The 26,249-nt window shown below is 46.2% G+C and carries 26 protein-coding genes and 1 tRNA gene; 11 read left to right on the top strand and 16 right to left on the bottom strand.

Annotated elements, in window-relative coordinates; all coding sequences use genetic code 11:
- Position 1: 1 nt before the first annotated feature.
- The 3 genes from obgE to rplU all read right to left on the bottom strand — a co-directional run bounded on the left by obgE (position 2) and on the right by rplU (position 1,771).
- Positions 2-1,084: a GTPase ObgE gene (gene obgE, locus AOC06_RS01030; RefSeq protein ID WP_215380522.1), complete on the bottom strand. Its 1,083-nt coding sequence runs from the start codon at positions 1,082-1,084 to the stop codon at positions 2-4.
- A gap of 88 nt (positions 1,085-1,172) precedes the next feature.
- Positions 1,173-1,433, bottom strand: coding sequence for a 50S ribosomal protein L27 (rpmA, locus tag AOC06_RS01025; protein ID WP_011902041.1), 261 nt, complete (start codon positions 1,431-1,433; stop codon positions 1,173-1,175).
- Between the two features lie 26 nt (positions 1,434-1,459).
- Positions 1,460-1,771: a 50S ribosomal protein L21 gene (gene rplU, locus AOC06_RS01020; protein ID WP_011902040.1), complete on the bottom strand. Its 312-nt coding sequence runs from the start codon at positions 1,769-1,771 to the stop codon at positions 1,460-1,462.
- A 76-nt stretch (positions 1,772-1,847) separates the two neighbouring features.
- On the opposite strand from rplU, the gene AOC06_RS01015 reads away from it, so the two are divergent.
- The 3 genes from AOC06_RS01015 (at position 1,848) to AOC06_RS01005 (ending at position 3,768) form a co-directional block, all read left to right on the top strand.
- Positions 1,848-2,852: a polyprenyl synthetase family protein gene (locus tag AOC06_RS01015; RefSeq protein WP_215380520.1), complete on the top strand. Its 1,005-nt coding sequence runs from the start codon at positions 1,848-1,850 to the stop codon at positions 2,850-2,852.
- 21 nt (positions 2,853-2,873) lie between these two features.
- Positions 2,874-2,950, top strand: a tRNA-Pro gene (locus AOC06_RS01010).
- Between the two features lie 50 nt (positions 2,951-3,000).
- Complete coding sequence (locus AOC06_RS01005) at positions 3,001-3,768, top strand: fumarylacetoacetate hydrolase family protein (protein ID WP_215380518.1); 768 nt, start codon at positions 3,001-3,003, stop codon at positions 3,766-3,768.
- Between the two features lie 62 nt (positions 3,769-3,830).
- Here AOC06_RS01005 and AOC06_RS01000 read toward each other — a convergent pair whose 3' ends face one another.
- Entirely contained in the window at positions 3,831-4,850 is a 1,020-nt protein-coding gene (locus tag AOC06_RS01000) for a 2-dehydropantoate 2-reductase (RefSeq protein ID WP_215380517.1), read from the bottom strand.
- Between the two features lie 99 nt (positions 4,851-4,949).
- Positions 4,950-6,362, bottom strand: coding sequence for a high affinity choline transporter 1 (locus tag AOC06_RS00995; RefSeq protein ID WP_215380515.1), 1,413 nt, complete (start codon positions 6,360-6,362; stop codon positions 4,950-4,952).
- A gap of 104 nt (positions 6,363-6,466) precedes the next feature.
- Here AOC06_RS00995 and AOC06_RS00990 point away from each other — a divergent pair, with 104 nt between their 5' ends.
- Positions 6,467-7,438, top strand: a complete 972-nt coding sequence (locus tag AOC06_RS00990; RefSeq protein ID WP_215380513.1) for a squalene/phytoene synthase family protein — start codon at positions 6,467-6,469, stop codon at positions 7,436-7,438.
- A 7-nt stretch (positions 7,439-7,445) separates the two neighbouring features.
- Here the strand turns inward: AOC06_RS00990 and AOC06_RS00985 are convergent, their stop codons facing one another.
- Positions 7,446-7,958 (bottom strand): methylated-DNA--[protein]-cysteine S-methyltransferase, encoded by a 513-nt coding sequence (locus AOC06_RS00985; RefSeq protein ID WP_215380511.1) that lies wholly within the window; start codon positions 7,956-7,958, stop codon positions 7,446-7,448.
- Positions 7,959-8,073: 115 nt separating this feature from the next.
- Here AOC06_RS00985 and AOC06_RS00980 point away from each other — a divergent pair, with 115 nt between their 5' ends.
- From AOC06_RS00980 to zapD, 6 genes are read left to right on the top strand one after another with little or no spacing between them, the layout of a single operon-like run.
- Positions 8,074-9,363, top strand: a complete 1,290-nt coding sequence (locus AOC06_RS00980; protein WP_215336876.1) for an HlyC/CorC family transporter — start codon at positions 8,074-8,076, stop codon at positions 9,361-9,363.
- Positions 9,360-10,436 (top strand): GspE/PulE family protein, encoded by a 1,077-nt coding sequence (locus tag AOC06_RS00975; RefSeq protein ID WP_215380508.1) that lies wholly within the window; start codon positions 9,360-9,362, stop codon positions 10,434-10,436. The genes AOC06_RS00980 and AOC06_RS00975 overlap by 4 nt, the downstream gene beginning before the upstream one ends.
- A gap of 8 nt (positions 10,437-10,444) precedes the next feature.
- Positions 10,445-11,500, top strand: a complete 1,056-nt coding sequence (locus tag AOC06_RS00970; RefSeq protein WP_215380505.1) for a type II secretion system F family protein — start codon at positions 10,445-10,447, stop codon at positions 11,498-11,500.
- Complete coding sequence (locus tag AOC06_RS00965) at positions 11,500-11,994, top strand: prepilin peptidase (RefSeq protein ID WP_215380503.1); 495 nt, start codon at positions 11,500-11,502, stop codon at positions 11,992-11,994. Before AOC06_RS00970 ends, AOC06_RS00965 begins: the two co-directional genes overlap by 1 nt.
- Positions 11,991-12,626 (top strand): dephospho-CoA kinase, encoded by a 636-nt coding sequence (gene coaE, locus AOC06_RS00960; protein ID WP_255879979.1) that lies wholly within the window; start codon positions 11,991-11,993, stop codon positions 12,624-12,626. Before AOC06_RS00965 ends, coaE begins: the two co-directional genes overlap by 4 nt.
- 26 nt (positions 12,627-12,652) lie before the next feature.
- Positions 12,653-13,405, top strand: a complete 753-nt coding sequence (gene zapD, locus AOC06_RS00955) for a cell division protein ZapD (RefSeq protein ID WP_215380499.1) — start codon at positions 12,653-12,655, stop codon at positions 13,403-13,405.
- Here zapD and mutT read toward each other — a convergent pair.
- The 6 genes from mutT to secA all read right to left on the bottom strand — a co-directional run bounded on the left by mutT (position 13,402) and on the right by secA (position 21,515).
- Positions 13,402-13,818, bottom strand: a complete 417-nt coding sequence (gene mutT, locus AOC06_RS00950) for an 8-oxo-dGTP diphosphatase MutT (protein WP_215380497.1) — start codon at positions 13,816-13,818, stop codon at positions 13,402-13,404. The genes zapD and mutT overlap by 4 nt on opposite strands.
- 11 nt (positions 13,819-13,829) lie before the next feature.
- A complete protein-coding gene (locus tag AOC06_RS00945) occupies positions 13,830-14,687 on the bottom strand; it encodes an ATP-binding protein (RefSeq protein WP_215380495.1) in 858 nt (285 codons plus the stop codon).
- A 6-nt stretch (positions 14,688-14,693) separates the two neighbouring features.
- Positions 14,694-15,929, bottom strand: a complete 1,236-nt coding sequence (argJ, locus tag AOC06_RS00940) for a bifunctional glutamate N-acetyltransferase/amino-acid acetyltransferase ArgJ (protein WP_215380494.1) — start codon at positions 15,927-15,929, stop codon at positions 14,694-14,696.
- A 77-nt stretch (positions 15,930-16,006) separates the two neighbouring features.
- Positions 16,007-18,127, bottom strand: a complete 2,121-nt coding sequence (locus AOC06_RS00935) for a xanthine dehydrogenase family protein molybdopterin-binding subunit (protein ID WP_215380492.1) — start codon at positions 18,125-18,127, stop codon at positions 16,007-16,009.
- Between the two features lie 9 nt (positions 18,128-18,136).
- Positions 18,137-18,595 (bottom strand): (2Fe-2S)-binding protein, encoded by a 459-nt coding sequence (locus tag AOC06_RS00930; protein WP_215380489.1) that lies wholly within the window; start codon positions 18,593-18,595, stop codon positions 18,137-18,139.
- Between the two features lie 154 nt (positions 18,596-18,749).
- On the bottom strand, positions 18,750-21,515 hold the full coding sequence (gene secA / locus AOC06_RS00925; RefSeq protein WP_215380486.1) for a preprotein translocase subunit SecA: 2,766 nt from the start codon (positions 21,513-21,515) through the stop codon (positions 18,750-18,752).
- Between the two features lie 54 nt (positions 21,516-21,569).
- On the opposite strand from secA, the gene AOC06_RS00920 reads away from it, so the two are divergent.
- A complete protein-coding gene (locus AOC06_RS00920; protein ID WP_215380483.1) occupies positions 21,570-22,061 on the top strand; it encodes a hypothetical protein in 492 nt (163 codons plus the stop codon).
- 10 nt (positions 22,062-22,071) lie between these two features.
- Here the strand turns inward: AOC06_RS00920 and lpxC are convergent, their stop codons facing one another.
- The 4 genes from lpxC to ftsA form a co-directional block, all read right to left on the bottom strand.
- Positions 22,072-22,986 (bottom strand): UDP-3-O-acyl-N-acetylglucosamine deacetylase, encoded by a 915-nt coding sequence (gene lpxC / locus AOC06_RS00915; RefSeq protein WP_215380480.1) that lies wholly within the window; start codon positions 22,984-22,986, stop codon positions 22,072-22,074.
- Between the two features lie 24 nt (positions 22,987-23,010).
- Positions 23,011-23,511, bottom strand: coding sequence for a peroxiredoxin (locus AOC06_RS00910; protein WP_215380478.1), 501 nt, complete (start codon positions 23,509-23,511; stop codon positions 23,011-23,013).
- A 118-nt stretch (positions 23,512-23,629) separates the two neighbouring features.
- Positions 23,630-24,958 carry a cell division protein FtsZ gene (ftsZ, locus tag AOC06_RS00905; protein WP_215352287.1) on the bottom strand — a complete coding sequence of 443 codons (1,329 nt, stop codon included), beginning with the start codon at positions 24,956-24,958 and terminating at the stop codon, positions 23,630-23,632.
- A 50-nt stretch (positions 24,959-25,008) separates the two neighbouring features.
- Positions 25,009-26,238, bottom strand: a complete 1,230-nt coding sequence (gene ftsA / locus AOC06_RS00900; protein ID WP_215380476.1) for a cell division protein FtsA — start codon at positions 26,236-26,238, stop codon at positions 25,009-25,011.
- Positions 26,239-26,249 lie beyond the last annotated feature (11 nt).

The raw sequence follows: 26,249 nt of genomic DNA, 5'->3' as shown, positions 1-26,249 counted from the left end.
TTTAATCTGGATTCTTATCTTCTACTTGATAGCGTGGGTCCTCAGCACGTTCATCTGCCTCGTCACGATCACGGCGAACGGAATCTAAATAATCTTGTAAGGCATAACAGAGCTTATCGCAACCCAAGCCTGTTAATGCAGAGATTTCAAAAACAGGGCCTTGCCACTTAAATTTCTTCACAAAATTAGCGACCGCTTTAGCCCGATCTTCCTCGGGAATCATATCAACCTTATTGAGCACCAACCAACGTGGTTTTTCAACCAAAGCCTCATCGTACTTACGCAACTCGTTCACAATTGCCTTGGCATCTGCAACAGGATCGATATTTTCATCAAAGGGCGCAAGATCTACGAGATGCAATAAGACACCGGTACGCTGAAGGTGACGTAAAAAGCGATGACCTAAGCCGGCACCTTCTGCGGCACCCTCGATCAGACCAGGAATATCGGCAATCACAAAGCTTCGCTCACTGCCTACACGCACCACACCCAAATTCGGGTGCAAGGTTGTAAATGGGTAATCTGCAATTTTAGGGCGCGCATTAGAAACGGCGGTAATCAGGGTTGATTTACCAGCGTTTGGCATACCCAACAAACCTACATCAGCCAACACCTTGAGCTCGAGCTTCAGTTTGCGGCGTTCACCTGGCTTACCATTTGTTTTTTGTCGAGGAGCACGATTAGTACTGCTCTTAAAGTGAATATTACCCCAACCACCTACTCCGCCTTGAGCTAAGCACAAACGCTCCCCATGCGTCGTAAGGTCAGCAATTGGTTCACCTGTTTCGTAATCGGCAATGATTGTTCCAACCGGCATACGCAATTCAATATCATCACCTGCGCGACCATAACAATCAGCGCCACGCCCTGGCTCCCCATTTTTTGCCGTATGGGTTTTGGCATAACGGTAATCAATCAAGGTATTGATATTGCGATCGGCAATAGCCCAGACGCTTCCACCTTTACCACCGTCACCACCATCAGGGCCGCCAAATTCAATAAATTTTTCACGGCGCATAGAAGCACTTCCAGCGCCACCCTGGCCAGCGATTACTTCGATACGTGCTTCGTCTATAAATTTCATGAATAAAAAAGGCCTCGCTTAGCGAGGCCTGTTCCTAAGAGTTAAATTCGGAATCAATCTGAATTAAAACGTGTCTCAGTCAGGCGCCTTACGAACGAGGCAAGACTGAAACTTGGGCCTTCTTCAAAGCACCCTTCACGCCAAACTCAACCTGTCCGTCAATCAAGGCGAACAAAGTGTGATCTTTACCAATACCAACGTTAGCACCTGGATGAACACGTGTGCCACGTTGACGAATAATGATGCTGCCAGCATTAATATGCTCGCCGCCAAATACCTTAACGCCTAAGCGTTTCGATTCTGAGTCACGGCCGTTTCGTGTCGAGCCGCCACCTTTTTTCTGTGCCATATCTTTCTCCTGCTATTCCCGCCTAATTAGGCTTTGATCGTGTTAATCAGAATCTCAGTGAAATTCTGACGATGGCCTTGGTGCTTTTGATAATGCTTGCGACGGCGCATCTTAAAGATTGTCACTTTATCGTGACGTCCCTGGGAGACGACAGTGGCCATCACAGCTGCACCATTAACCAATGGATCACCTAATTTCAGTGATGCACCTTCGCCTACGGCGAGGACTTGGTCAAGAGTGATTTCGCTGCCGATTTCCGCTGGTATCTGTTCTATTTTCAATTTTTCGCCAGCAGCAACTTTATACTGTTTGCCACCGGTTTTTATGACCGCGTACATGGTTTGAAACCTCAATTTAAGCCTACATTTTGGGCTAATCCACCCTGGATTAGCCAAGCCCATTATTATATCTTGCATGACCACCTCTGTCAAAAACAATGAGCTAAACCAGATTCTGGGGCCTATTTCCTTAGATTTCAAGGCCTTAGATGACCTCATTCGGCTGCGTTTAGCCTCAAAAGTGGCCTTAATTGACCAAATCTCCACCTATATCATCCAGGCTGGCGGCAAGCGTGTCCGCCCCGCCCTGCTGATGCTAGTTGCCAAGGCTCTATCCAAGGGCAAAGAAATCCCTCATGCTCTAGAGCTCGCTGCCGTAGTTGAATTCATTCATACGGCGACTTTGCTGCACGATGATGTGGTTGATGAATCTACGCTTCGTAGAGGGCGCGAAACCGCCAATGCTGCTTTTGGTAATGCCGCCAGCGTTTTGGTGGGTGATTTCCTCTACTCAAGAGCCTTTCAAATGATGGTCGGCCCTAATGATCTTAGAGTCATGGAGATCCTGTCAGATGCAACCAATACGATTGCCGAAGGCGAAGTTTTACAGCTACTCAATATGAATGACCCTGAAGTCGATGAAGAAAGCTACCTCCGAGTCATTCGCTATAAAACCGCCAAATTGTTTGAAGCATCTACCGAACTAGGCGCAATCATTGCTGGAGCAGGTGAAGCCGAGAGAGAAACCGCTGCTGCTTTTGGTCGCCATATTGGCACTGCCTTCCAACTCATGGATGACTTGCTGGATTACACGGCAGATGCCGAACAAATGGGAAAGCATGCCGGCGATGATTTACGCGAAGGTAAGCCAACTCTACCGCTCATTTATCTCCTCGAAAAAGGAAGTCATGAGGAACAGCTTTTAGTGCGGGCGGCAATTGAACAAAACCAAGATCTACCTCAAGATGTCTTCGCACAAATTCTGAAGGCAGTTCAAGACTCTGGTGCACTGGATTACACCCAGGCAGCCGCTCAGAAAGAGGCGCATTTAGCGAAAGAGTGCCTAGCATCCTTTCCCAAAAATGAGGCTACTGATGCCTTGTTTGCTTTATGCCAATACTCACTTGCTAGACAATCCTAATTATTGCTAAAGTATTTCTAACGGAATGTAGCGCAGCCTGGTAGCGCACCTCGTTCGGGACGAGGGGGTCGGAGGTTCGAATCCTCTCATTCCGACCAGCGCTTGCCCTGTAAGATAATCATATTGATCTCTTTCATCGAGGAACACTATGGCGCAATGGCTCAGATTTACTCATCACAATAAACCGGGCTTCGGTCAACTATTAGGAGAACAGATCCAAGCTCACTCTGGAAACATGTTTGCCAATCCGCAGCCCACAGGGGAGTTGATTCCACTTGCGGAGGTAGAAATTGATATCCCCTGCGCGCCCTCCAAGATGATTGCGATGGTAGATAACTTTTATGCATTAGTTAGCAAGCTAGAGCACACAATTCCCACTGAACCTTTGTATTTTCTGAAGGGCAATAATTCCTTCCTAGCTAATGGCAAAGTGATTCGTACTCCAAAATCCTATTCCGGCAAAGTAGTCTACGAGGGAGAACTCGGTATTGTGATTGGTAAACACTGCTATGAAGCATCTGAGTCTGAGGCACAAAACTCCATCTTTGGTTACACCTGCATCAATGACGTCACTGCGATAGAGATTCTCAATCGTGATCCTGGTTATGCGCAGTGGACGCGCTCAAAGAGCTTTAACACCTTTGGTGTATTCGGCCCATACATTACCAGCGGTGTTGACCCCATGTCACTCCACATCAAAACCATTTTGAATGAGCAAGAGCGCCAAAACTACCCTGTTAGCGATATGATTTTTCCACCCGCAAAGCTTGTCAGTCTCATCTCACAGGATGTTCCACTTGAACCGGGCGACATTATTGCCTGCGGAACTTCAGTTGGCGTTGGCTCCATGAAACCAGGCAGTCAAGTGAGTATTGTGATCGATGGTGTAGGTCGACTCGACAATACATTTGAGTAAGGCCTGAGGAAGTCTTAAGTGAGTATTGAGTGGGCCTTACAACTCACTCAATGCCCCCAATATCAATATCCCGATACGGATGGAAGCGATAGACTACCTTTGGATGCCTGTACGTTCTCGTCAAGATACTTAGTCAAAGCAAAGACTGTATTCAAGCAAGGAGTTGGAGTCTCAGTAATCTTTCCTAATTCAATTACCGACCCTAACAAAGCATCCACCTCCAAACTGCGGCCTGCCTCTAAATCTTGCAGCATTGAGGTTTTGTGTTTACCCACTTTTTCTGCGCCAGCAATACGACGCTCAATATCGACACGAAAAGTGACGCCTAATTTCTCAGCAATCGTTTGCGCTTCCGCCATCATGCTCCGGGCTAGCTCCCTAGTCAGAGGGTACTGACAAATTCCTTCAAGGGTTCCATGCGTCAAAGAGCTAATTGGATTAAAGGTCATATTGCCCCAGAGCTTCAACCAAATTTCAGAACGAATATCCTCTAAGACAGGTGACTTAAATCCGGCAGCAACCATGACTTCAGACACTGCTTGAATTCGCTCTGTAACTTGACCATTGAGTTCGCCAATCGGAAAGCGATTACCTTCAACATGACGAATCACTCCAGGCGCCTGGGTAAAGGTGGCGGGGTAAACAACGCAGCCAATAATGTTTTCGGGGTTAATCGCTTTTTTAGCCTTACCACCCGCATCGACCGTCTCAACGGAATGATCCTGAAATGGTCCTGCCAGTTTTTGGAAGTACCACCAAGGAATGCCATTTTGCATTGGAATCAAAATGGTTTTGGGGCCCATAATGTTTGCTAAATCATCAACGATGGGTTCTACTTGATGAGCCTTCACCGCCAAAATCACGAGATCAGGATTTTTGACATCGGTAATTTTTTCTACCGCTTTGACTTGGGCTATTAATGGCTCTGGCTGATCATCCATGATCAAAGCCAAACCGCGCTCTTGAATGGCAGCCAAGGTTGCACCACGTGCCACAACAGTAACCTCATTTCCAGCTCGGGCTAGCATGACGGCTAAATATCCGCCGATCGCACCCCCTCCACCGATGACACAAATTTTCATGACTGCCTTGCAAAATAATATTGAATTACTGTCATATTAGATGAGAATATTTTGCAGTGCAATATCAAAAATGACTCAATTTTTAGGTAATAGCAATCTTTACACTGCTTTTAAGAGTGCTCTTGGGGTAAACCCTCCTGCAATCATCCCAAAAATACTTGCTAATAAACCAGCAAGCTGGGGCGGCATCACAGCATCTGGAGCCAACATTTCACAACTGATCCAAATAGTGAGCCCAAACACAATTGCCAACAAACCGCCCAAGGAATTGGCCTTCGACCAATACACCCCGAAAGCCAGTGGTACAAAAGCTGCCACCAGCGTGATCTTATAAGCGCTCTCAACCATCTTAAAAATAGAGAGCTGTGAATTGACTGCAAAGAAAGTAACCACCACAGCAAAACAAATCACGGTGATGCGCATGATCTTGAGCAACTGTTGATCGGAAAGATGTCTAAAAAAACCTTTGACGATATTTTCTGCAAAAGTGACAGAGGGCGCTAACAAAGTTGCACTAGCGCAACTCTTGATTGCGGAGAGCAAGGCACCAAAAAACATGATCTGCGCAATCATTGGGGCATGATTTAAGACTAACTTAGGCAAGATCATTTGCGGATCAGTATCGAGATATTCATTAACCAAGTCAGGACTAATGAGTGTTGCAGAGTAGGCCAGATAGAGCGGCACAAAGGCAAAAATGAAATAAAGAACTCCGCCCAAGATTGCAGCCTGAACCGCAATATTGACATTTTTAGATGAGGTAATCCGTTGGAACACATCTTGCTGAGGTATTGAACCTAGCATCATGGTGAATAGAGCAGCAATAAAACCCAATACTGCAGCCAGATTCATATCGGGCCAGAAATTAAATTTACCTGCAGCGGCTGCATGTTGAATCACAGGCATTACTCCGCCCGTTTGCGTGGACATTTCGCCGCCGATGTACAGCATGCCAATCACGATGATGATCATCTGAATGAAGTCCGTAATCGCCACTGACCACATTCCTCCAAACAAGGTATAGATCAAGACACTGCAGGCGCCGATGAGCATGCCGCCCGTCTGAGAAATACTTCCTTCAGAAACAACGTTGAACACCAAGCCTAAGGCCTTCACTTGTGCGGCAACCCAACCAAGATAAGACACAACAATACAGAGAGTGACTAAAACTTCGACTGTACGGCCATACTTTTCTCGAAAGAAATCGCCAATAGTGAGCATTTTTCGGTTGTAGAGATGGCGAGCAAAAAAGAGGCCCACCAGAATGAGGCAGAGTGAAGAACCAAATGGGTCTGCGACGATTCCGCCCATTCCCTCTTTTAAGAAGGTTGCCGGAATGCCGAGTACGGTTTCTGAACCAAACCAGGTGGCAAATACAGTGGCGGTAACAATCGGGAGTGGCAGGCTGTGACCTGCAGCAGCAAAGTCTGCTGTATCTTTCACGCGCAAGGCAGCCCAGAGGCCAATCCCCACCGATATAACCCAATAAATGATCACAAACCAAATCAGCACAATCTAGTTCCTTTATGAATTTGCCAAATTATAAGATCTTGTTACTTATGGCAAAGGAAGGTTTTGAACCAACTTGAGGCAAGCCCTTCTGACATAATTCAAGCGTGAACACTTCCTCGGCAAACCCGCAAGCCGACCTGGCCTATCAAAAATCGATTCTGGGCTCGGTTTCGAGAACCTTTGCCCTCACGATCCCATTACTGCCAGCGTCTTTGGAAAAAGTTGTCGGCAATGCCTATCTACTCTGTCGCATTGTCGATACGATCGAGGATGCATTTGACCTAGAGCCATCCACGAAACAAGCGCTATCCCAACTATTTTTAGACAGCGTGGTGGGTAAAGTGACCCCCCAGGCTTTTGTAGAGCCCTGCTTGGCAGCACTCAAAAACCATGCCAATCTGAGTGAGCTTGATCTGATTGAGCATATTCCTGCGGTCTTGAGAATTTTGCACACCTGCACTACCCAAGATCAAGAGGCCGTTACCAAATGTGTTTCTATTATGTCTTTAGGCATGTCTCGTTTTCACACCAGGCAATCGACAGCCGGATTAAGCGATTTAAAAGAATTTGAAGAGTACTGTTATGTCGTTGCGGGTGTTGTGGGGGAGTTACTCACTAATCTCTTTAGCAATCATTCCGCTCACTTTGCTCAAAGTATGCAGGGCAATGAATCCTTGAGTATCGGTTTTGGGCAAGCTCTACAGATGACCAACATCTTGAAAGACTCTTCAGAAGATCGTGCCCGCGGAGTTTCTTGGAGGCCCTCCAAAATGAGTCAAAGTGATCTACTCACGATTGCCTACAACAAACTCTTAGAAGCCCGTAATTACATTTTACTGGTCCCAAAACAAGAAGTGGGCATTCGCCGCTTTTGCTTTTTAGCCTTTGGATTAGCTGTCTTAACCTTAAATGCCATTGCCCGCAAAGACTCAGCCAAGGTCATTTCCGAGCAAAAGCTCACACGTAGAGTAGTGTGGATAGTTTATGGCTTCACAAAACTGGCAGCGCAAAGCAACCTTCTGATTAAACTTTTTTTCTATCTCAGCAGTCAAGATCTCAGAAAGTTGCTGAAATAAAGAGTGCTTACAAAACACCTTCGTGACGTAACAGCCAAATTTTGATCGCGCGGTAGAAACCAGGCGAGTCCTCTTTCATATAGCCACCAAGTCCTTGGGCACTCACCACCCGATGGCAAGGCGTAATGAGCGGAAAAGGATTGGCGCCACAAGCATTTCCAACCGCCCTTGGTCCACTTTTTATTTTGTTCGCAATCTCGCCATAGGTTGCAGTTTGGCCAAGTGAAATCTGTTGGGCATTACGCCACACCTTTTCTTGATGTGCTGTACCGATGGGCTTTAATGGGATATCAAACTCAAAGTGAGGATCCTTAAAGTAGGCTAGACACTGTCTTTGAACCTCCTTTGCCAACAAATTTCTTGGGGGAATCAGTTTTGATTGAATTGGCAGGTAATCGATCTTTGCCAGCATCAAGCTACCATCAACCACCTCAGTCCAGATTCCGAGGCGGCCAAAGGGCGCCTGAATCACGCAGTAATGTGAAGCTTCTGTGTCGGCAGTGGACTTAGAGGTAACCATTCAGAATATTCTGACATAGGTTTACGAAAGCTGCAGTAGTCGAAGGCTTCGAGTTGATAGCTCTATAGCTACTACTTTGCTATATTGATTGCCATGACATTAAAAGATGGATTCAATGGATAATTTTTTTCACGACTGGCCTTTTTATGCTCAAGTCGCTCTAGTAATATTCTTACTTGCTCTATCGGGATTTTTCTCGATGGCTGAGACCAGCATGATCTCTGCCAATCGCCACCGCTTGCGAGCCATGGCCAAATCCGGCAATACCGGAGCAGCTCTAGCAGAAAAACTCCTCAAGAGAATTGATTCCCTACTTTCAGTCCTGTTGATTTCGAATAACTTAATTAATACGGTTTTATCGATCTTGGTAACGGGGATCGCCTTGCACTTCTTTGGCGACACTGGTTATGTTCTCTCAATTGCGACCCTGGTAGCAGCATTTTTGATCATTGTTTTTAGTGAAATCACCCCCAAAGTGATTGGTGCAGCGTTTCCAGAGCGGATTTCTTCCAGCGTCGGCTGGCTCATCCTCCCATTAATCTTTGCTCTCAAGCCCTTGCTTTGGTTTATTAATTATTTTGTATCCAGCTTAATGAGTCTATTTAGACTGCAAGCCTCTAATGAACATAAAGCACTGAGCAAAGAAGAGCTGCGTAGTTTGGTTTTGGAATCCAGTCGCTTCTCTTCTAATCATCACCGCAATATTTTGCTCAATCTTTTTAATCTCGAAAATATTTTGGTCGATGATGTCATGACACCGAGATCCAAAATTGAAATGCTAGATATCTCGAGACCTATTCGGGATGTGATTGAGGACCTAGAAACCTGCTATCACAATAAATTACCTGTATGCGATGGTGACTCAGAAAAAATTATTGGTATTTTGTCTGTAAAAAAAGCGCTCAGTCTGCTGGGTCATCAAGAACTTGAGCATGAAGACTTTAGGGCTTTATTGAATGAGCCCTATTTCATTCCTAGCGGAACACCAGTCTTACAACAAATGCAATTTTTTCAAGATAATCAGCAGCGCCTTAGCTTGGTAGTGAATGAATATGGGGAGGTCTTAGGCCTTGTTACTTTTGAAGATATTGTTGAAGAGCTCATTGGCGAATTTACCACTTCATTCTCCAATCTTTCTAATGAGGCTCGCTGGCTTCAAGACGGCACTTATCTAGCTAGTGGCGGCGCCTCTTTGAGAGATCTCAACAGACTCCTTAATTTGGAACTTCCTCTTGATGGACCAAGAACGCTCAACGGACTTATCCTAGAAAAGCTGGAAGCTATTCCAGACCATGATGTCAGCATTCGAATTGCGGGCATCGTCATGGAAATTGTCCAGTTTGATGATCAGGGAATTAAAACTGTCAAACTCCATCAACCCCATCATCCCATCGGTGGGGCTTGAGTCAGCTTGAAGACGACAGCCTCATTATCCGAGCCTGGCATGAGATTACAGTTAATGCGCTGCAATCTAGGGCTACGGATATTCATATTGAAGCTGGCCTTCAAGAGACAGTAGTTCGTCTCAGAATAGATGGCGCACTACAACTTTTAGCGCGTTATCCAAACTTGCTGCATGAACGCTTAATCACGCGCATCAAAATATTAGCGCGTCTTGATATTGCTGAAAAGCGTCTTCCTCAAGATGGCCGACTATGCATCGGTAGCGACTTTAGTAAGCCGGATATTGATTGTCGTGTCTCAACCATGCCTACTCTATATGGAGAAAAAGCAGTAGTCCGAATTCTTCCAAGTCTAATCGGCGACCTTGCATTGGAGCGTGTGGGTTTGATACCAGAGCAACTCAGTATTTTTCGCTCAGCAATTCAGCAGCCTCATGGTTTGATATTAGTTACTGGGCCAACTGGGTCTGGAAAAACCCGCACACTGTATAGCTGCCTAAGAGAGCTGAATCAGCCCGAGAAAAATCTATGCTCTATTGAAGACCCTATTGAGATTCGTCTACCTGGAGTCAATCAAGTTGCATTCCACGAAAAAGCAGGTCTGGATTTTGCAACGATTATTCGAGCACTTTTACGTCAAGATCCCGATATACTCATGATTGGCGAAATCAGAGACTCAGCTTCTGCTCGAGTAGTTATTGAAGCAGCCCAAACGGGGCATCTTGTTCTCAGCACGCTCCATACTCGTAATGCACGGGGCGCTATCGCCCGGCTTAAAACTTTAGGAATTGAACGTGAGCATATCGAATCATGTCTTCATTGCGTTAGCTCCCAGCGCCTAGTCAGAACCTACTGTCAGACCTGCAAAGGGGTAGCTCTTGATTCGGCTTGCTCAAAATGCAAAGGTTCTGGCTACTTCGGCAGAGTTGGCATTCATGAAGTATTGAATCGTCGCATGATTTTTGATCAGAATGAACCGTCAATTGATCTGCATTTAGCGGGTATGCGCTATGTTCGTCAAGGTCTAATTAATCCAGATATGCTTGCCCATGAAATTGGGTCAGCTTGCCTGTGATGCGCTCTATGCTCCGCCGTCATTTAGGAATCAAAGGCCAACTGCAGTTTGCAGAGCAACTGCTGAGCCTTCTAGAATCTGGCCTACCACTGCTGAATGCGATTGAACTGCTACAACAAGTAAACGGGTCTGACTATAGCCACTTTCTGCCTAAGCTGTATACCAAACTGAAGCAAGGCAATAGCCTAACTCAGAGCTTATTACTTCAAGGGGAACTATTCTCACCAGAATTCATGAATTTGATTCGGGTTAGTGAACGCACTGGCGATCTAGAATTGGCTTTAAGAACGATTACCCGCCAACTGAGTGCAAAAATCGAACTCAGCAACCAGATTCGGCAAGCGCTAACCTATCCCATCATCACTTTATTGAGCTCTATTTTTTTACTTCTGGTAATGATGATTTGGGTAATTCCTGTTTTCAAGGAGGTATTTGCTAATTTTCGGGCGGAGCTACCACCGGCTACTGCGATGTTGATTGCGACTTCGGATTTAATCCAGGAATTCTTTCTACTAATCCTTCTACTAGGCCTTTGTGGAGTTGGCATCTTTATATTTTTTTGGGTTCGGTCAATCCGACTGCAGAAATTATGCGATCTAGTCAGCTTTCAGATACCCCTTTTTGGCAATCTACTGCGCTTAGCAACGCTGAGTAATTGGTGTCGCACCCTGGGTCATCTCCTGCATTCTGGATTAGCATTACCTGATGCCATTCGTATCACGGCCCAATCGTCTAATCATTGGTTGAGTCACGATCTCAGCGCTGAATTATTTAAACATCTAACCCGTGGCTGGCCATTGCGAGAATCTCTCAATAGATCTGATCCACATCACTATTTATTTGATCAGGAAACACTGCAGCTGTTATCGATTGGGGCAGAAAGCGCTTCCTTAGCCAAGATGCTCAATAAACGTGCAGAAGTTTTGCAAACTCGCCTGAGCAGTCAACTCAATACACTTGGTCAAACCATAGAGCCCTTGCTAATGATTGGCATTGGCCTCATTATTGGGGCCTTAGTGGTCATTCTGTATCTGCCAATATTTAACTTGGGACAAGTCGTCTGATGAAATCACCCAATCTCATTATCTTGGTTCAAATGACACTCGTTCTAGCGCTCATTTATTTAGCCTACATCGACCTCACTAGCTTTCGACTTCCCAATGCCCTGACAATTCCATTGATTTTTTTGGGGCTAATGTTTAATTTTCTAACACCACTGCACTTTACCAATTCTACGAATGCCCTCCTCGGATGCATCTTGGGATATGGTTTTGTATGGTTGATGAACTTCATTTATCGTGCCCTGAAAAAACAGAGCGGGATTGGCATGGGGGACGCCAAGCTCCTAGCTGCCTTGGGTGCTTGGCTCGGTGCCGATGCCTTACCAGAGATCCTGCTAATTGCCTCTTTGAGCGGTCTTGTCGGGGGACTCCTTTGGCTCAAGTGGCAGAAATCTCAGATCAATCATCCTTTTCCTTTTGGGCCCTTTTTGGCCTTTGCTGGCATCATAGAACTCTTATGGCCTCAGGCAATTCAAACCTCTCTACTCATTCAGTGAATTTAAGCACCCTCAAGGGGGTCGCAATATTAGTCGGCCTAACTGGAGGCATTGGATCAGGAAAATCTGCCATTGCAGAGAGGCTAGCAAGTTATGGGGCTGCCATCATCGACTCGGACGTCATTGCACACCAAGTGACTAGCACCGGCGGGTCTGCAATTGAGCCTATTCGGGAGCAATTTGGTACTGAATTTATTCAGCCCGATGGCGCTTTAGACAGGAAAAAAATGCGGGTTTTAGTCTTCGCAGATCCACAGTCTAGAAAGACCTTAGAAGCGATTACCCACCCCCTGATTCGAGCTAAAGCAATTGAAGAGGCTAGCCTAGCTATCCAAAATCGGGTGCCGTATATCGTTTTTGTTGTTCCCCTGCTCTTAGAGTCTTCTGAGTGGTTTCAGCATATTGACCATATCGTGGTGGTAGATTGCCCTGAAGTGCTTCAGATCAAGCGGGTCATGGAGCGAAATGGCCTCACCAAAGCAGAGGTCGAAAGCATCCTCCAAGCTCAGGCAAGTCGAGCTGAGCGCTTAGCGCAAGCTGATACGGTCATCGAAAACATGGGTAGCCTAGAAGACCTTGAGCCTCAAGTCCAACTTTTGCATCAAAAAATCCTACAGATTCGTAAGCGCTAGCCCAGTTCGTCATAGAATATGGTCTTGTGATTGTCTACGAATACCCCTTCAACGAATTAGTCCGGAGCATGCTTCGGCTAGAGTATTTGTTCGCCCGTTTTAACCATTTTTTACGATCAGATGATCCCGAACTTCATCACAACGCCATCTCCATTTTGTTTGACTTGGGTGATATCGGCGCCCGTGGAGATATTAAGTCTCTTTTATTAAAAGAATTTGAGCGTCAAAAATATTCGCTCAATGGCTTGAAGTCCTCGCAAAAAGTAGATCAAGAAGCTCTTGTACAAACAATTACTGAAATTGATGCTGCTGCATCCAAAATTAATCGTTCACTGGGCAAGCCAAATGCGATCATTACAGAAAGTGAATGGCTTAATGCAATTCGTACTCGCCTAAATATTCCAGGTGGCACCAGCCCGATTGATTTACCAAGCTACCATGCTTGGAAAAATAGTCCTGTCGATGAACGACGCGCCTTACTAGAAAATTACATTACTCCTTTATTGCCCTGGTATGAAGCGGGACAATTATTCTTGCGTCTATTGCGTCAGTCTGGAGAAGCGAAAGATGTGATTGGCCATAACGGCTCCTTTCAGCAAGCACCTTCAGGCAAGGTCTATCAATTGATGAGAATTGCCCTTGAGGACGACAGCCTTTATTCAGAGATTAGTGCAAATAAATATTTGTTATCGATTCGTTTTCTGAAAGCCGATCGAGATAAAAAAGCGCAACTCATGAACGATGATGTGCCCTTTAGGCTGACACTCTGTCAGTTCTAACTCAGACTCAATTTCAGTTTTTCTAGCATCGGCCAAGCGGCTGGCAATAAAGGTTCAACACTGGGTTTCTCAGCAAGCAGATCTTGCCAAGAGAGTTGCTGCCCCTCGCAGCCTATCGGCTCTCCTTGCCAACCCCTAATGATATTAACGTGAAGTCTGACATAAGCATGTGGATAATCATATTCAAGAACCATGAATTCTTCGCAAGAATCAATATGAATTCCAAGCTCTTCCTGAAGCTCTCGTCCGAGAGCTTCAAACACAGTTTCACCAGCCTCTATTTTTCCGCCCGGAACCTCCCAATAGCCAGCATAAGGCTTGCCATCTGGACGTTGACCTAATAGATATTTACCATCCTGATTAATCAAGATTCCGGCAGCAACCTCAGTTACTGGACGATTGATTTCAGTCATTCATTGAATACTTATGCGTGCGAACCAGCCCAGTGTTTCGCAAATTGCCACGCAACACGACCAGAGCGTGAGCCCCGCTCTAGGGCCCAGACCAGGGCTTCAGCTCGGGCTGCTTCAATTTGCTGAGCATTAAGTCCAAAATGTTGGAGCCAATGTGCCACGATGGCGAGATATTCATCTTGCTTTGGCGGATAAAAAGAGAGCCACAAACCAAAACGTTCTGAAAGAGAGATTTTTTCTTCAACCACTTCACCAGGATGAAGTTCACCATCATCAGTGTGCGAGTAACTTTCATTGTCTTTCATGTACTCAGGCAATAAATGGCGACGATTAGAGGTCGCATATATCAAAATGTTATCGACCTGAGCAGATACCGATCCGTCGAGGGCGGATTTCATGGCCTTATATCCTGACTCACCATCTTCGAAAGAAAGATCATCACAAAAAATGATGAAACGCTCAGGGCGATCTGCTAAGAGATCTGTAATATCGGCCAAGTCTGCTAAATGCTCTTTTTCGACTTCCACTAAGCGCAAGCCTTGCGCAGCAAACTCATGCAAGCTTGCCTTAATCAATGAGGATTTGCCGGTACCTCGTGCGCCTGTCAACAAAATATTATTGGCTGGCTTTTTTTGGATAAAGTTTTTAGTGTTGTCGCGAATAGCATCACGTTGGCGATCAATATTTTGGAGATCTTCGAAAGTGATATCTGAGACATGCTTGACTGGCTGTAAAAAACCAATACTTCCAAAAATACTATCCCTCCGACGCCATCTAAACGCAGTAGTCGATTTCCATTGCTCATCAGAAAGTGGCTTCGGTAAAAAAGTTTCTAAATGGCTCAGTAGCCTATCAAGTTTATCGTTCATATCAGCTTATGAGCGGTAGTCCGCATTAATTGAGACGTAGTCATGAGATAGATCGCATGTCCACATCGTTTGCGCAGCGGAACCACGCCCAAGATCAATTTTGACCGTGATCTCAGACTCCTTCATGACCCGTTGTCCATCAGCCTCTTGATAAGCAGGATTTCTTCCACCATCCTTTGCAACCCAAACATCTCCAAGCCACATCTGCACTCGGCCAACATCTAAGTCGGTAATGCCAGCATAACCAATTGCTGCCAAGATACGGCCTAAATTGGGGTCACTCGCAAAGAAAGCTGTCTTCACCAAAGGAGAGTGGGCAACAGCCTCAGCCACCATTTTGCATTCTTGCTCAGTCTTGCCGCCCAATACTTCAATCGTAATAAATTTAGTAGCGCCCTCACCATCGCGCACAATCATTTGCGCCAATTGCCTAGCTAAGGCGATTAACCCATCCTTTAGCAAGCCGTAGTTAGGGTCTTGTGCCGATGCAATCTGAATCCCTGATTGCCCAGTGGCCATGATGATGAATGAATCATTGGTTGAGGTATCGCCATCAATCGTAATAGCATTAAACGAATGATCAGCCACTTCTTTAGTGAGCGTGGTCAACAAACCTGGAGCAAATCCAGCATCAGTCGCAATAAATCCTAGCATCGTTGCCATATTAGGATGAATCATCCCGGCACCCTTACAAATACCCGTAAGCGTGGCACTTCCAGCAGATGTTGTTAAGGTAAGTGAGGCAGCCTTGGGCTGAGTATCTGTAGTCATGATCGCTTCTGCGGCATCAAACCAGTGATCCTCACCTAAGTTGGAAATTGCCTTAGGCAAGGCGGAGATGATTTTTTCAATCGGCAGAGGCTCCAAAATGACACCTGTCGAGAAAGGCAGTATTTGTTCGGGCTTTAATTGCAAGTCTTTTGCTAAAGCGACGCAAGTTTCCTGAGCATGCTTCATGCCACTCTCGCCCGTACCAGCATTGGCATTACCTGTGTTCACTACCAAGGCACGAATATCTCCAGCACCTCCATGACGAGCCAGATGCTCTCGACAAATTTGTACAGGTGCTGCACAGAAGCGGTTCAAGGTAAACACCCCTGCAACCTGAGAGCCAGGCGTCAAGGTCATGACAAGCAAATCTTTACGATTTGCCCTCTTGATGCCTGCTTCTGCAATGCCCATCTGAAAGCCTTTGACTGGCTGCAGTTCACTTCTGAGAGGTAGCGGTAGGTTTACGGTCATAGTTTGATTATTGTAGATGAGGCTTAAAAAGGAAGCGCGCCACTCAAGGCGCGCTCGTTCACTCTAAACAGAATGTTTTAGACTTTAATCGGTAACTCCCGAATGCGCTTACCAGTTGCCGCCGCAATCGCATTGACCAAAGCTGGTGCAACCAGGGGTACCCCAACCTCGCCAAGACCACCCGGCGTTTCCTGGCTTGGAACCAGATAGACCTCAACGATCGGGGCTTGGTTGATTCGGATGCTTGGGTAGTTATTAAAGTTACTCTGCTGAACTCGGCCTTGCTCGATGGTGATTTCATCATAGAGAGCGGCACCCAATCCATACAAAATACCCCCTGTGAGCTGAGCTCTCGCCTGATCAGGATGAATGGCAATTCCGCAATCAGAGACAAAGGTAATTTTTTTCACTGAAGTACTTGCAGCATAGGGATCTAATTCAACTACACAAGCAGAATAAGTTCCATAGCACTCCATCTGGGCTACACCAAAACGCTTGCTACCAGCTTGATAACCCGATTTTTGTGCGGCTAACTTTAAGACTGCGGCAGCCCTGGGTTGCTTTGATAAAGCGCTCAGTCTAAATGCTACTGGGTCCTTGCCAGCTGCTTTAGCAGCTTCATCCATAAAGCTCTCAACAGCAAAGGCATTAAGAGTATTACTCACAGAGCGCCAGTAACCCACCCGAATTCCAGATTCTTCAATCACATTACGAACTTCCAAGTTCGGAATGTCGTAAGTCAGATTTGCGGAACCCTCCACCATGAAAGGATCGTTACCATCTTTTACAAAAGCTGGAAATGCTCTCGCTGTTACTGATTGAGAAACCATTTTAGTTTTCAATGCAGAAATCTTGCCATCCGTACTTAAGGTTGCATCCATTTGATGAACGCTCATTGGACGGTAAAAATCATGTGTAATATCGTCTTCTTTAGTCCAAAGCATCTTCACCGGCATACCTGATACTTTGGCGATCTCAGCAGCTTGACGAATAAAATCTAGCTCGAGCTTACGCCCGAAACCACCGCCAAGGAAAGTAGTCTCTACCGTGACATCCTCGGGCTTCAGGCCAGTCGCGGCGGCTGCCACTGCTTGAGCTCCTTGTTGAAACTGAATCGGACCAATAATTGTGCACTTACCATCTGCAAGCACTGCGGAGCAGTTCACAGGCTCCATGGTGGAGTGCGCCAGGTAGGGCATAAAGTACTGGGCACTCAATTGCTTGCCATTGCCCAATGCAGCAGTCGCATCACCTTTCGCCTGAATCACAGCCCCAGGTTTTGCAAGTCCAGACTCAAGCTGCTTACGCATACCCGCATTACTAATGGTAGACCCAAGTCCTTCGTTCCAGGTGATCTTTAAAGCATCTCTACCTTTGCGAGCGGCATAGAAGTTTTTAGCTAAGACCGCTACACCATCAGAGATTTGGACTACCTTAATCACTCCTGAGACTTTCATGGCTTCGGCACTATCTACGCTAGTTGGAGTGCCTCCAATCACCGGACACTGAGCAAGTGACGCAATCGCCATCCCCGGAATCTTCACGTCAATACCAAAAACTGCAGTGCCAGCAACTTTTGCTGGCGTATCCAAACGCCGCATACTCTCTTTGCCAATCACCATAAAGTTTGCTGGCGATTTAAGGACTGGTTTCTCAGGAAGCGGCAATGTTGCTGCTTCAGCTGCCAGCGCTCCATAAGTGGCTGATTTACCGCCAGCGTGAGTCACTTTACCGTTCATTGCCTTACATTCAGATACAGGAACACTCCAGCGATTAGCAGCCGCCTGTACTAATACACTTCGAGTTGCGGCACCAGCTGTGCGCAATTTATCAAAGGCCTCGCGAACGGATGAAGATCCACCGGTAATTTGGCCGCCCAACAGGGCATTGATATAGACCGGCGCGACTCCAGCAATTTGTACCTTGACCATGGATAAAGGAATATTTAATTCTTCAGCAAGCAAAGCAGGCATGGAGGTATACACGTCTTGACCCATTTCAGAGCGAGCACAAATGAGTGTGATCTGATTATCAGGCGTTATTTGCACCCAAGCATTTACTACGGTAGGACTTGCGGGATTGGTTGCGGCATCGCTTGTCAGAGGCAAGTACATGCCCAATACAAAGGCGCCTGTTGTAGCTGCACTCTGCTGAATAAATTGACGACGTGAAGGGCTTTTTACCGAATTCGTTTTCATATTTTTTCCTTAAGCCAATTTATCAGCAGCACGTTTAACTGCTTTTTCAATTCGCGCATAAGTACCGCAACGACAAATATTGCCACTGAGGGCATTTTTGATATCACCAGAACTGGGATGTTTATTTCGAGTCAGCAAATCTGCGGCCGACATCATTTGTCCTGTTTGGCAATATCCACACTGGGGTACATCAAACTCAACCCATGCCTCATGTATGGCGCTACCCATTTTGGGCGCAAGGCCTTCTAGAGTAGTGATATTTTTTCCAGCTGCCGCAGAAACGGGCATAGAACAAGAGCGAATCGCGCTGCCATCTAAATGCACCGTACAAGCCCCACATAAAGCTGCACCACAGCCAAATTTGGGGCTAGTCACATCCAAATGATCTCTTAAGACCCACAAAATTGGAGTTTCAGGATCACCCTCAAAATTGACTGATTTGCCGTTGAGATTAAAAGTAGTGCCCATTGTTATTCCTCGATGAATATTGAATTTATATTACAAATAGCATTGTTATCAGATCAAATCATGCCATAGTCGCCAAAGGACTCGACTAGGGATTTCACCAAGAAAAAAGCCCAGACTCAGTCTAGGCTTTCAATATGACACAGATTAACTGGGATTAACTTAAGGCGCCGTGGCAATTCTTATATTTCTTACCACTGCCGCAACTGCAGGGGTCATTACGGCCGATCTTGGGTCCAGTTCTCACTGGGGCAGGAATGATTTCAATTGCAGCTCCCCGATCGCCAGTTGAACCTGCTACCTCCAGATCGGGATCAGCATGCTGATACTGCAAATCAGAAAGCTTGGCCAAATCATCATTCATGGATTCAGAGGCTTTATCTAACTCGCTAGCGCTTCGTATTTCCACCGTCATAATATTTTTGACGACGTCACCCTTAATCACGTTAAGCAACTCGCCATAGAGCTCAAAGGCTTCGCGACGATATTCTTGTTTAGGATCTTTTTGAGCATATCCGCGTAGATTAATTCCTTGACGCAAATGATCCAATGCGGCGAGATGTTCACGCCAGTGCGTATCTAAACTGTAGAGCAATACTGAGCGCTCAAAACCTGCAAAAGAAGGGCGGCCAGATAAGGTAACCTTAGCGTCGTAGGCTTCTTGAGCAGCTAGTAGCACCCGCTCAACAATTTCTTCCTCTTCAACCGTCTCGGCCGCTTCAACCCATTTTTGTAAATCGAGACTTAAACCCCATTCACTTGCTAAAACATTCTCAAGGGCAGGCAAATCCCACTGCTCTTCCATCGATTGTGGTGGGACATAGGTGGCACAGATCTCACGAACCACATCTTCACGTAAATTAGCAATGAGCTCACCAATATCACCACTCTCAAGTACTTCATTGCGCAGACGGTAAGTTTCTTTACGCTGATCATTTGCCACATCATCATATTCAAGCAATTGCTTGCGAATATCAAAGTTTCGACCCTCTACCTTACGCTGAGCAGATTCAATCGAACGCGTGACCATGCCAGCCTCAATCGGTTCGCCATCAGGCATCTTAAGACGCTCCATCACTGCACGAAGACGGTCACCTGCAAAAATACGGAGCAATGGATCATCTAAAGATAGATAAAAACGGGATGAACCTGGATCACCCTGACGTCCTGAACGTCCACGCAGTTGATTATCAATGCGGCGACTTTCATGACGCTCTGTACCAATGATGTGCAAGCCACCGGCATTCAGGACTAAGTCGTGCAGACTTTGCCACTCGTCTTGGAGCTTCTGAATCTTGCTCGCTTTTTCTTGGGCAGATAGTGAGGTGTCTTCATTGATGAGAGCAGATTGTTTCTCGACATTGCCACCCAAGACGATGTCGGTACCTCGACCAGCCATATTGGTCGCAATCGTAATCATCTTTGGTCTACCAGCTTGGGCAATAATTTCAGCTTCTCGAGCGTGTTGCTTCGCATTCAAGACTTGATGCGGTAACTTCTTCTGAGTCAGCAATTGCGCAATGAGTTCAGAGTTCTCAATTGAGGTAGTACCAACTAATACCGGCTGTTGACGCTCATAGCAATCCAGAATGTCTTTAACCACGGCATCGTAGCGCTCGCGTGAAGATTTAAAGATCTGATCTTGACGATCTTTACGTTGACTAATCCGATTGGGCGGAATCACAACGGTTTCCAAGTTGTAGATTTCTTTGAACTCGTAGGCTTCAGTGTCAGCGGTTCCTGTCATACCTGCTAACTTGCCGTACATTCGGAAATAATTTTGGAAAGTAATGGTAGCTAGAGTTTGATTCTCATTCTGAATCTGAACGCCTTCTTTAGCCTCAACTGCTTGATGCAAGCCCTCACCCCAACGTCGACCCTGCATGAGTCGACCCGTAAATTCATCAACGATGATGACTTCATTATTTTGGACAACGTACTGTTGATCTCGATGATAAAGAGAGTGCGCCCGTAATGCCGCATAGACGTGATGCATCAAGCTAATATTTTGTGGCGCATATAAGGAGTCACCGTCTGTGAGCGCTCCTAGCTCGACCAAGATAACTTCAGCTTTATCGTGACCCTGCTCAGTGAGATATACCTGGTGCGACTTTTCATCAACCCAGTAATCGCCGGGTACTTCCACACCAGTACCGTCTGCCTTTTCTTCACCAATCTGGCGCTCTAAGCGGGCTGGCAGGGCATTGATCTTGATATATAAATCAGTATGGTCTTCCGCCTGCCCAGAAATGATCAAAGGCGTTCTGGCCTCATCAATTAAGATCGAATCAACCTCGTCCACGATCGCATAAGCTAAGCCACGTTGCACTTTTTGATCCAGGTCCTGAACCATGTTGTCGCGCAGATAGTCAAAACCAAACTCATTATTTGTGCCGTAGGTAATGTCGGATGCATACGCTTTTTTCTTAGACTCATGATCCATCTGAGATAAGTTCACGCCAACGGTCATGCCCAGGAAGCTGTAAAGCTTCGACATCCACTCAGCATCACGTTGTGCCAAGTAATCATTCACGGTCACGACATGTACGCCCTTACCCGTTAATGCATTGAGATAGACTGGCAGAGTTGCAGTGAGAGTCTTACCCTCACCCGTTCCCATCTCCGCGATCTTGCCTTGATGCAAAGCAAGGCCACCCATCAATTGAGAATCAAAGTGACGCATTTTCATAATGCGTGCGCTGGCTTCGCGAACGACTGCAAAAGCCTCTGCTGCGATATCGTCAATTGACTCGCCAGCACTTAAGCGTGCTTTGAATTCAGCAGTTTTAGCCTGAAGCGTAGCATCATCCAAAGACTGCATCGCTGGCTCAAATGCACCAACCTTAGCAACGACTTTGCGGTACTGTTTTAAGAGGCGGTCGTTACGACTGCCGACCAGGGTTTTAAGAAGACCGATTACCATGGGATATTGAAGAAAATTAAGCTCTTGAGTTTATCACCCGAATACACTGATTTCATGAACCAGCCCCCTAAATCCCACTCGAAGAAGCAGGCTCTTGAGTGGCAGGACTATCTAAAAGACTCCCACGGTCTTGGAGGCATCTTGGCCAAAACCGAAGATATGGTCAAACTCAAATCGGCATTAGGGCAGTGCTTAGCAGAGGCAGATTTATCTAACTTAAGCTCAAAAATAGAGGCTGGCTGGCGCTCTGGGGGTCAAAATGAGCTTTTTTTACTAGTTGGTAGTGCGAGTATTGCTAGTCGTTTGCAGCAGATTTTACCGAGCCTAATCAATGGCTTAGCTAAAAGAGGTTACCCCTGCACCAGTATTAAAGTTCGACTGAAACCTGCCACAAGCGGCTGGGAGGTGAAACCTCGGGAAGCTCAACCCACTCGTGCTCGAGGCTTTAATCCGGTCGCCAGAGCATCTTGGCAGAATCTACTAGAAAAATTGCCTTTGGATTCAGAGTTGCGTAAGGCGGTTGAGCATTTACTGAGCGGAAAATAATTCCGCCGGATCAGAAAAAGAGAGGCTGATTTTCTTGGGAATAGGCTGCAGGAGCGTTATTTTCTGCAAAAGAGCGAATTTCGAAGGCACTTGGATCCTCCAGCAATTTTCGTAAGAGCGCGTTATTGAGTGCATGGCCCGATTTCTGAGCGAGATAAGCTCCCACAATTGGGTGACCAATTAAGTAGAGATCACCAATCGCATCCAAAATCTTATGGCGCACGAACTCATCGTCGTAGCGTAATTCTTCATTATTTAAGATGCGATGCTCATCCAACACAATCGCATTATCTAAACTACCACCACGCGCTAAGCCCATCTCTCTTAAAGCTTCCACTTCGTGGGCAAATCCAAAAGTTCGTGCACGCCCTATTTCACTTCGATAAGCATGCTCAGCAAAATCAACCACAAATCGCTGACCTGTTTTATCGACTGCAGGATGCTTAAAGTCTATTGTGAAATCTAACTTAAAACCAAAGAAAGGCTCAAGGCGTGCCAGTTTGTCACCCTCCCGAACTTCAATGATTTTTTTGATTACCAAGAATTGCCGGGGGGCTTCTTGCTCAGCAATACCAGCGGACTCAATCAAGAATAAAAAAGAGGCAGCGCTACCATCCATGATGGGCACTTCTTCACCATCAATTTCAATCAATAAATTATCTAATCCCAAACCAGCGCATGCAGAAAGTAAATGCTCAACTGTGGAAACTTTGACGCCATCCTTTTGAATAACTGAAGCAAGCCTGGTATCACATACTGCCAGAGCAGTTGCTGGCACAAGCGCTTGCTCTGGAGTATCGATACGAACAAACTGAATACCCGTATTTACCGGCGCAGGCTTAATGGTCAGGGTTGCTTTACGCCCCGAGTGCAAACCAATTCCAACGGTTTTTACTGGGGAGGCAATCGTACGCTGCTTCAACATTATTTGATTGGGATTAGATTTGAATTACAGCTGTTTCAAGACAGAGGCAGCATCACTCACCACAAACTTACCTGGAGCTTCTAGATCTAATGTTTTGACTACGCCATTGTCCACAATCATGGCATAACGTTGAGAACGTACTCCCAAACCACGTGAGATTAAATCAAATTCCATACCTAACTTTTTGGTGAACTCAGCACTACCATCACCAAACATCCGAATTTTTTTACCTACTTTTAGATCGCGGCCCCAAGCACCCATCACAAATGGATCATTGACCGAAACACACCAAATTTCATCCACGCCCTTGGCCTTGATAGCATCGTAGTGCTCCAAATATCCCGGCACATGCTGAGCAGAACAGGTGGGAGTAAATGCACCCGGTAAGGCAAAGATCACAATCTTCTTGCCAGCGGTAAGCTTTTCAACTTCGAAAGCATTTGGACCCAAAGCACAGCCTTCGGTAGCCTCTTCAATGAACTCATAGAGAGTGGCGTTTGGTAATTTTTGTCCGACTGCAATCATGAGATCTCCAAATCAATAGAAGTAGTGGTAAATGAGTATGCCAGCGCTAGCGCGGGATTCGTCGTCCGGAGGGGCGCCGCGCTGGCATTGCGCACTATCTATTGTATTGAGCAGTCAATTAGTCTGCTTGTTTACGTAAAAAGGCTGGAATCTCATAGTAATCCGTGCCTTTATCCAACATGGTTTTTGCTTGAGGTGAGCTATCAGCACCCAAAGTCGGTGCTGGAGCAGTCTCACGCGAATTTCTGAAAACCCGTGGCAGATCATATTGACTGTAATCAACCCCTGCAGAAGCAGGCTGAATTGCAGGCGCAGACCCAGTCATTGGCATCGATGCTGAGACATTCATAGCGGAATCTAAACCTACCTTACTCATTGCCGCAGAAGGACTGGCAGGAGCAAAACTATTTAAATCGGCCATAGTTGGCATAGCATCATGCGTACCCGTAGCTTGTCTCCAAACGACTTCAGGCTGGCTATTTTGACGTGCTAGGGGATTATTCAAACCAGTCGCAACCACAGTTACACGAAGAGCATCGCCCAAGCTATCGTCATATACGGTACCGAAAATCACGGTAGCATCGTCTGCAGCGTAGCCACGAATTGCAGCCATCACTTCGCGTGTCTCTGACAACTTTAAGGAACGGCTAGCAGTAATGTTGACCAAGACGCCACGGGCACCAGATAAATCAACACCCTCAAGTAATGGTGAGGCAACTGCCGCTTCAGCAGCTAAACGTGCACGATCCATTCCAGAAACAGTTGCAGTTCCCATCATGGCCTTGCCTTGCTCGCCCATCACGGTCTTTACGTCCTCAAAGTCAACGTTAATTAAACCTTGAACATTGATGATCTCGGCAATACCAGACACCGCGTTATGCAATACATCGTCCGCACAAGCAAAAGCTTTATCAAACTCTGCATCTTCACCCATCACTTCAAATAGCTTTTCATTCAGAACCACAATGAGTGAGTCCACATGATTCTCTAGTTCGCTTGCACCGTTCTCAGCAACCTTCAAGCGCTTAACACCCTCAAAATCGAATGGCTTACTAATGACACCAACTGTCAAAATACCCATCTCTTTTGCAACTTGGGCAACCACAGGAGCAGCGCCAGTCCCGGTACCACCACCCATACCCGCGGTGATGAATACCATGTGGGCACCTTGTAATACATCAGCAATGCGAGCACGGGCTTCTTCAGCGGAGGCTGCACCAATTTCTGGTTTTGCCCCAGCTCCCAGACCGCTAGAGCCTAGTTGCAAATTCACAGATGCCTCAGAACGCTGTAACGCGCCAGCATCGGTGTTCATGCAAATAAACTCTACGCCATCTACACCGCGACGAATCATATGCTGGACAGCATTGCCACCAGCGCCACCGACTCCAACTACCTTAATAATAGTTTTACCGGCTGTTTCTTGATCTAACATTTCAAATTCCATATACCCTCCTAGGTAAAAAACTTACTACATTGACGACGACGAAAAACAACTTAAAAATTTCCTGCAAACCATTCCTTCATGCGCGACACCACACTCTGTAATGCTCCAGATTGCGAGACGCGACGACCACGTAATAACTGAGCCTGACCTTCCATCAGCAAACCAATGCTGGTAGCAAAACGAGGGCTTCTCAAAACTTCATGAAGATGGCCACGATATTCAGGAGTCCCCACTCGAGTAGGACGTAAAAATACTTGCTCTGCAAGCTCAACCATGCCTGGCATCAAAGCTGTGCCACCGGTCAAAACAATTCCAGAAGAAACCATATCTTCATAGCCAGATTCGCGAACGACACCACGGACTAATGTGAACAACTCCTCAACCCGAGGCTCAATAACTGCTGCTAATGCCTGCTTAGACATCGGGCGTGGCTCTCTATCACCAACACCGGGTACATCAATCATTGCCGCTGGATCGGCCATATCTTGACGCGCAATACCGTATTGAATCTTCAAGTCTTCAGCATCGATGGTTGGCGTGCGAAGTGCCATCGCAATGTCATTGGTAATTTGGTCACCGGCGATAGGAATCACTGCAGTGTGGCGAATGGAACCTTGGCAATAGATTGCAATATCCGTAGTGCCGCCACCAATATCTACCAAAACAACACCTAACTCTTTTTCGTCTTCAGTGAGTACCGCCAAACTAGAAGCCAAAGGTTGCAAAATTAAATCATTTACCTCTAAACCGCAGCGACGTACACACTTCACAATATTCTGAGCAGCACTCACAGCGCCAGTAACAATGTGGACTTTGACTTCGAGACGCAGACCACTCATACCAATCGGTTCACGCACATCCTCTTGACCATCGATGATGAATTCCTGAACTAGGATGTGCAGAATTTGTTGATCTGTCGGAATATTGATCGCCTTAGCAGTTTCGAGAACCCGCTCTACATCACCTTCGCTCACCTCTTTATCACGAATAGCTACCATGCCACTCGAATTAAAGCTAATGATGTGATTTCCAGCGATGCCAGTGAAGACTTGTGCAATTTGACGATCAGCCATGACCTCGGCTTCTTCCAGCGCCTTCTGAATCGACTGCACGGTTGCCTCAATATTCACCACAACGCCTTTTTTCAAACCTTTTGAAACGGTTTGACCAACTCCGACTACATTGAACTGGCCATCAGGCGCTAACTCAGCAACCAAGGCAACTACCTTGGAGGTGCCAATATCTAACCCGACCAATAAATCGCGATTGTCCTTACTCATTCCAATTCCTC

Source organism: Polynucleobacter paludilacus, assembly GCF_018687595.1.
Classification (GTDB): Bacteria; Pseudomonadota; Gammaproteobacteria; order Burkholderiales; family Burkholderiaceae; genus Polynucleobacter; species Polynucleobacter paludilacus.
The sequence above is the reverse complement of the archived record's forward strand: the minus strand, read 5'-3'. Positions and strand labels throughout refer to the sequence as shown.

Coding starts and splice junctions, on each gene's coding strand:
- obgE (WP_215380522.1), bottom strand. CDS start 1,084: ATGAAATTTATAGACGAAGCACGTATCGAAGTAATCGCTGGCCAGGGT.
- rpmA (WP_011902041.1), bottom strand. CDS start 1,433: ATGGCACAGAAAAAAGGTGGCGGCTCGACACGAAACGGCCGTGACTCA.
- rplU (WP_011902040.1), bottom strand. CDS start 1,771: ATGTACGCGGTCATAAAAACCGGTGGCAAACAGTATAAAGTTGCTGCT.
- AOC06_RS01015 (WP_215380520.1), top strand. CDS start 1,848: ATGACCACCTCTGTCAAAAACAATGAGCTAAACCAGATTCTGGGGCCT.
- AOC06_RS01005 (WP_215380518.1), top strand. CDS start 3,001: ATGGCGCAATGGCTCAGATTTACTCATCACAATAAACCGGGCTTCGGT.
- AOC06_RS01000 (WP_215380517.1), bottom strand. CDS start 4,850: ATGAAAATTTGTGTCATCGGTGGAGGGGGTGCGATCGGCGGATATTTA.
- AOC06_RS00985 (WP_215380511.1), bottom strand. CDS start 7,958: ATGGTTACCTCTAAGTCCACTGCCGACACAGAAGCTTCACATTACTGC.
- AOC06_RS00980 (WP_215336876.1), top strand. CDS start 8,074: ATGGATAATTTTTTTCACGACTGGCCTTTTTATGCTCAAGTCGCTCTA.
- AOC06_RS00970 (WP_215380505.1), top strand. CDS start 10,445: ATGCTCCGCCGTCATTTAGGAATCAAAGGCCAACTGCAGTTTGCAGAG.
- AOC06_RS00965 (WP_215380503.1), top strand. CDS start 11,500: ATGAAATCACCCAATCTCATTATCTTGGTTCAAATGACACTCGTTCTA.
- mutT (WP_215380497.1), bottom strand. CDS start 13,818: ATGACTGAAATCAATCGTCCAGTAACTGAGGTTGCTGCCGGAATCTTG.
- AOC06_RS00945 (WP_215380495.1), bottom strand. CDS start 14,687: ATGAACGATAAACTTGATAGGCTACTGAGCCATTTAGAAACTTTTTTA.
- argJ (WP_215380494.1), bottom strand. CDS start 15,929: ATGACCGTAAACCTACCGCTACCTCTCAGAAGTGAACTGCAGCCAGTC.
- AOC06_RS00935 (WP_215380492.1), bottom strand. CDS start 18,127: ATGAAAACGAATTCGGTAAAAAGCCCTTCACGTCGTCAATTTATTCAG.
- AOC06_RS00930 (WP_215380489.1), bottom strand. CDS start 18,595: ATGGGCACTACTTTTAATCTCAACGGCAAATCAGTCAATTTTGAGGGT.
- secA (WP_215380486.1), bottom strand. CDS start 21,515: ATGGTAATCGGTCTTCTTAAAACCCTGGTCGGCAGTCGTAACGACCGC.
- AOC06_RS00920 (WP_215380483.1), top strand. CDS start 21,570: ATGAACCAGCCCCCTAAATCCCACTCGAAGAAGCAGGCTCTTGAGTGG.
- lpxC (WP_215380480.1), bottom strand. CDS start 22,986: ATGTTGAAGCAGCGTACGATTGCCTCCCCAGTAAAAACCGTTGGAATT.
- AOC06_RS00910 (WP_215380478.1), bottom strand. CDS start 23,511: ATGATTGCAGTCGGACAAAAATTACCAAACGCCACTCTCTATGAGTTC.
- ftsZ (WP_215352287.1), bottom strand. CDS start 24,958: ATGGAATTTGAAATGTTAGATCAAGAAACAGCCGGTAAAACTATTATT.
- ftsA (WP_215380476.1), bottom strand. CDS start 26,238: ATGAGTAAGGACAATCGCGATTTATTGGTCGGGTTAGATATTGGCACC.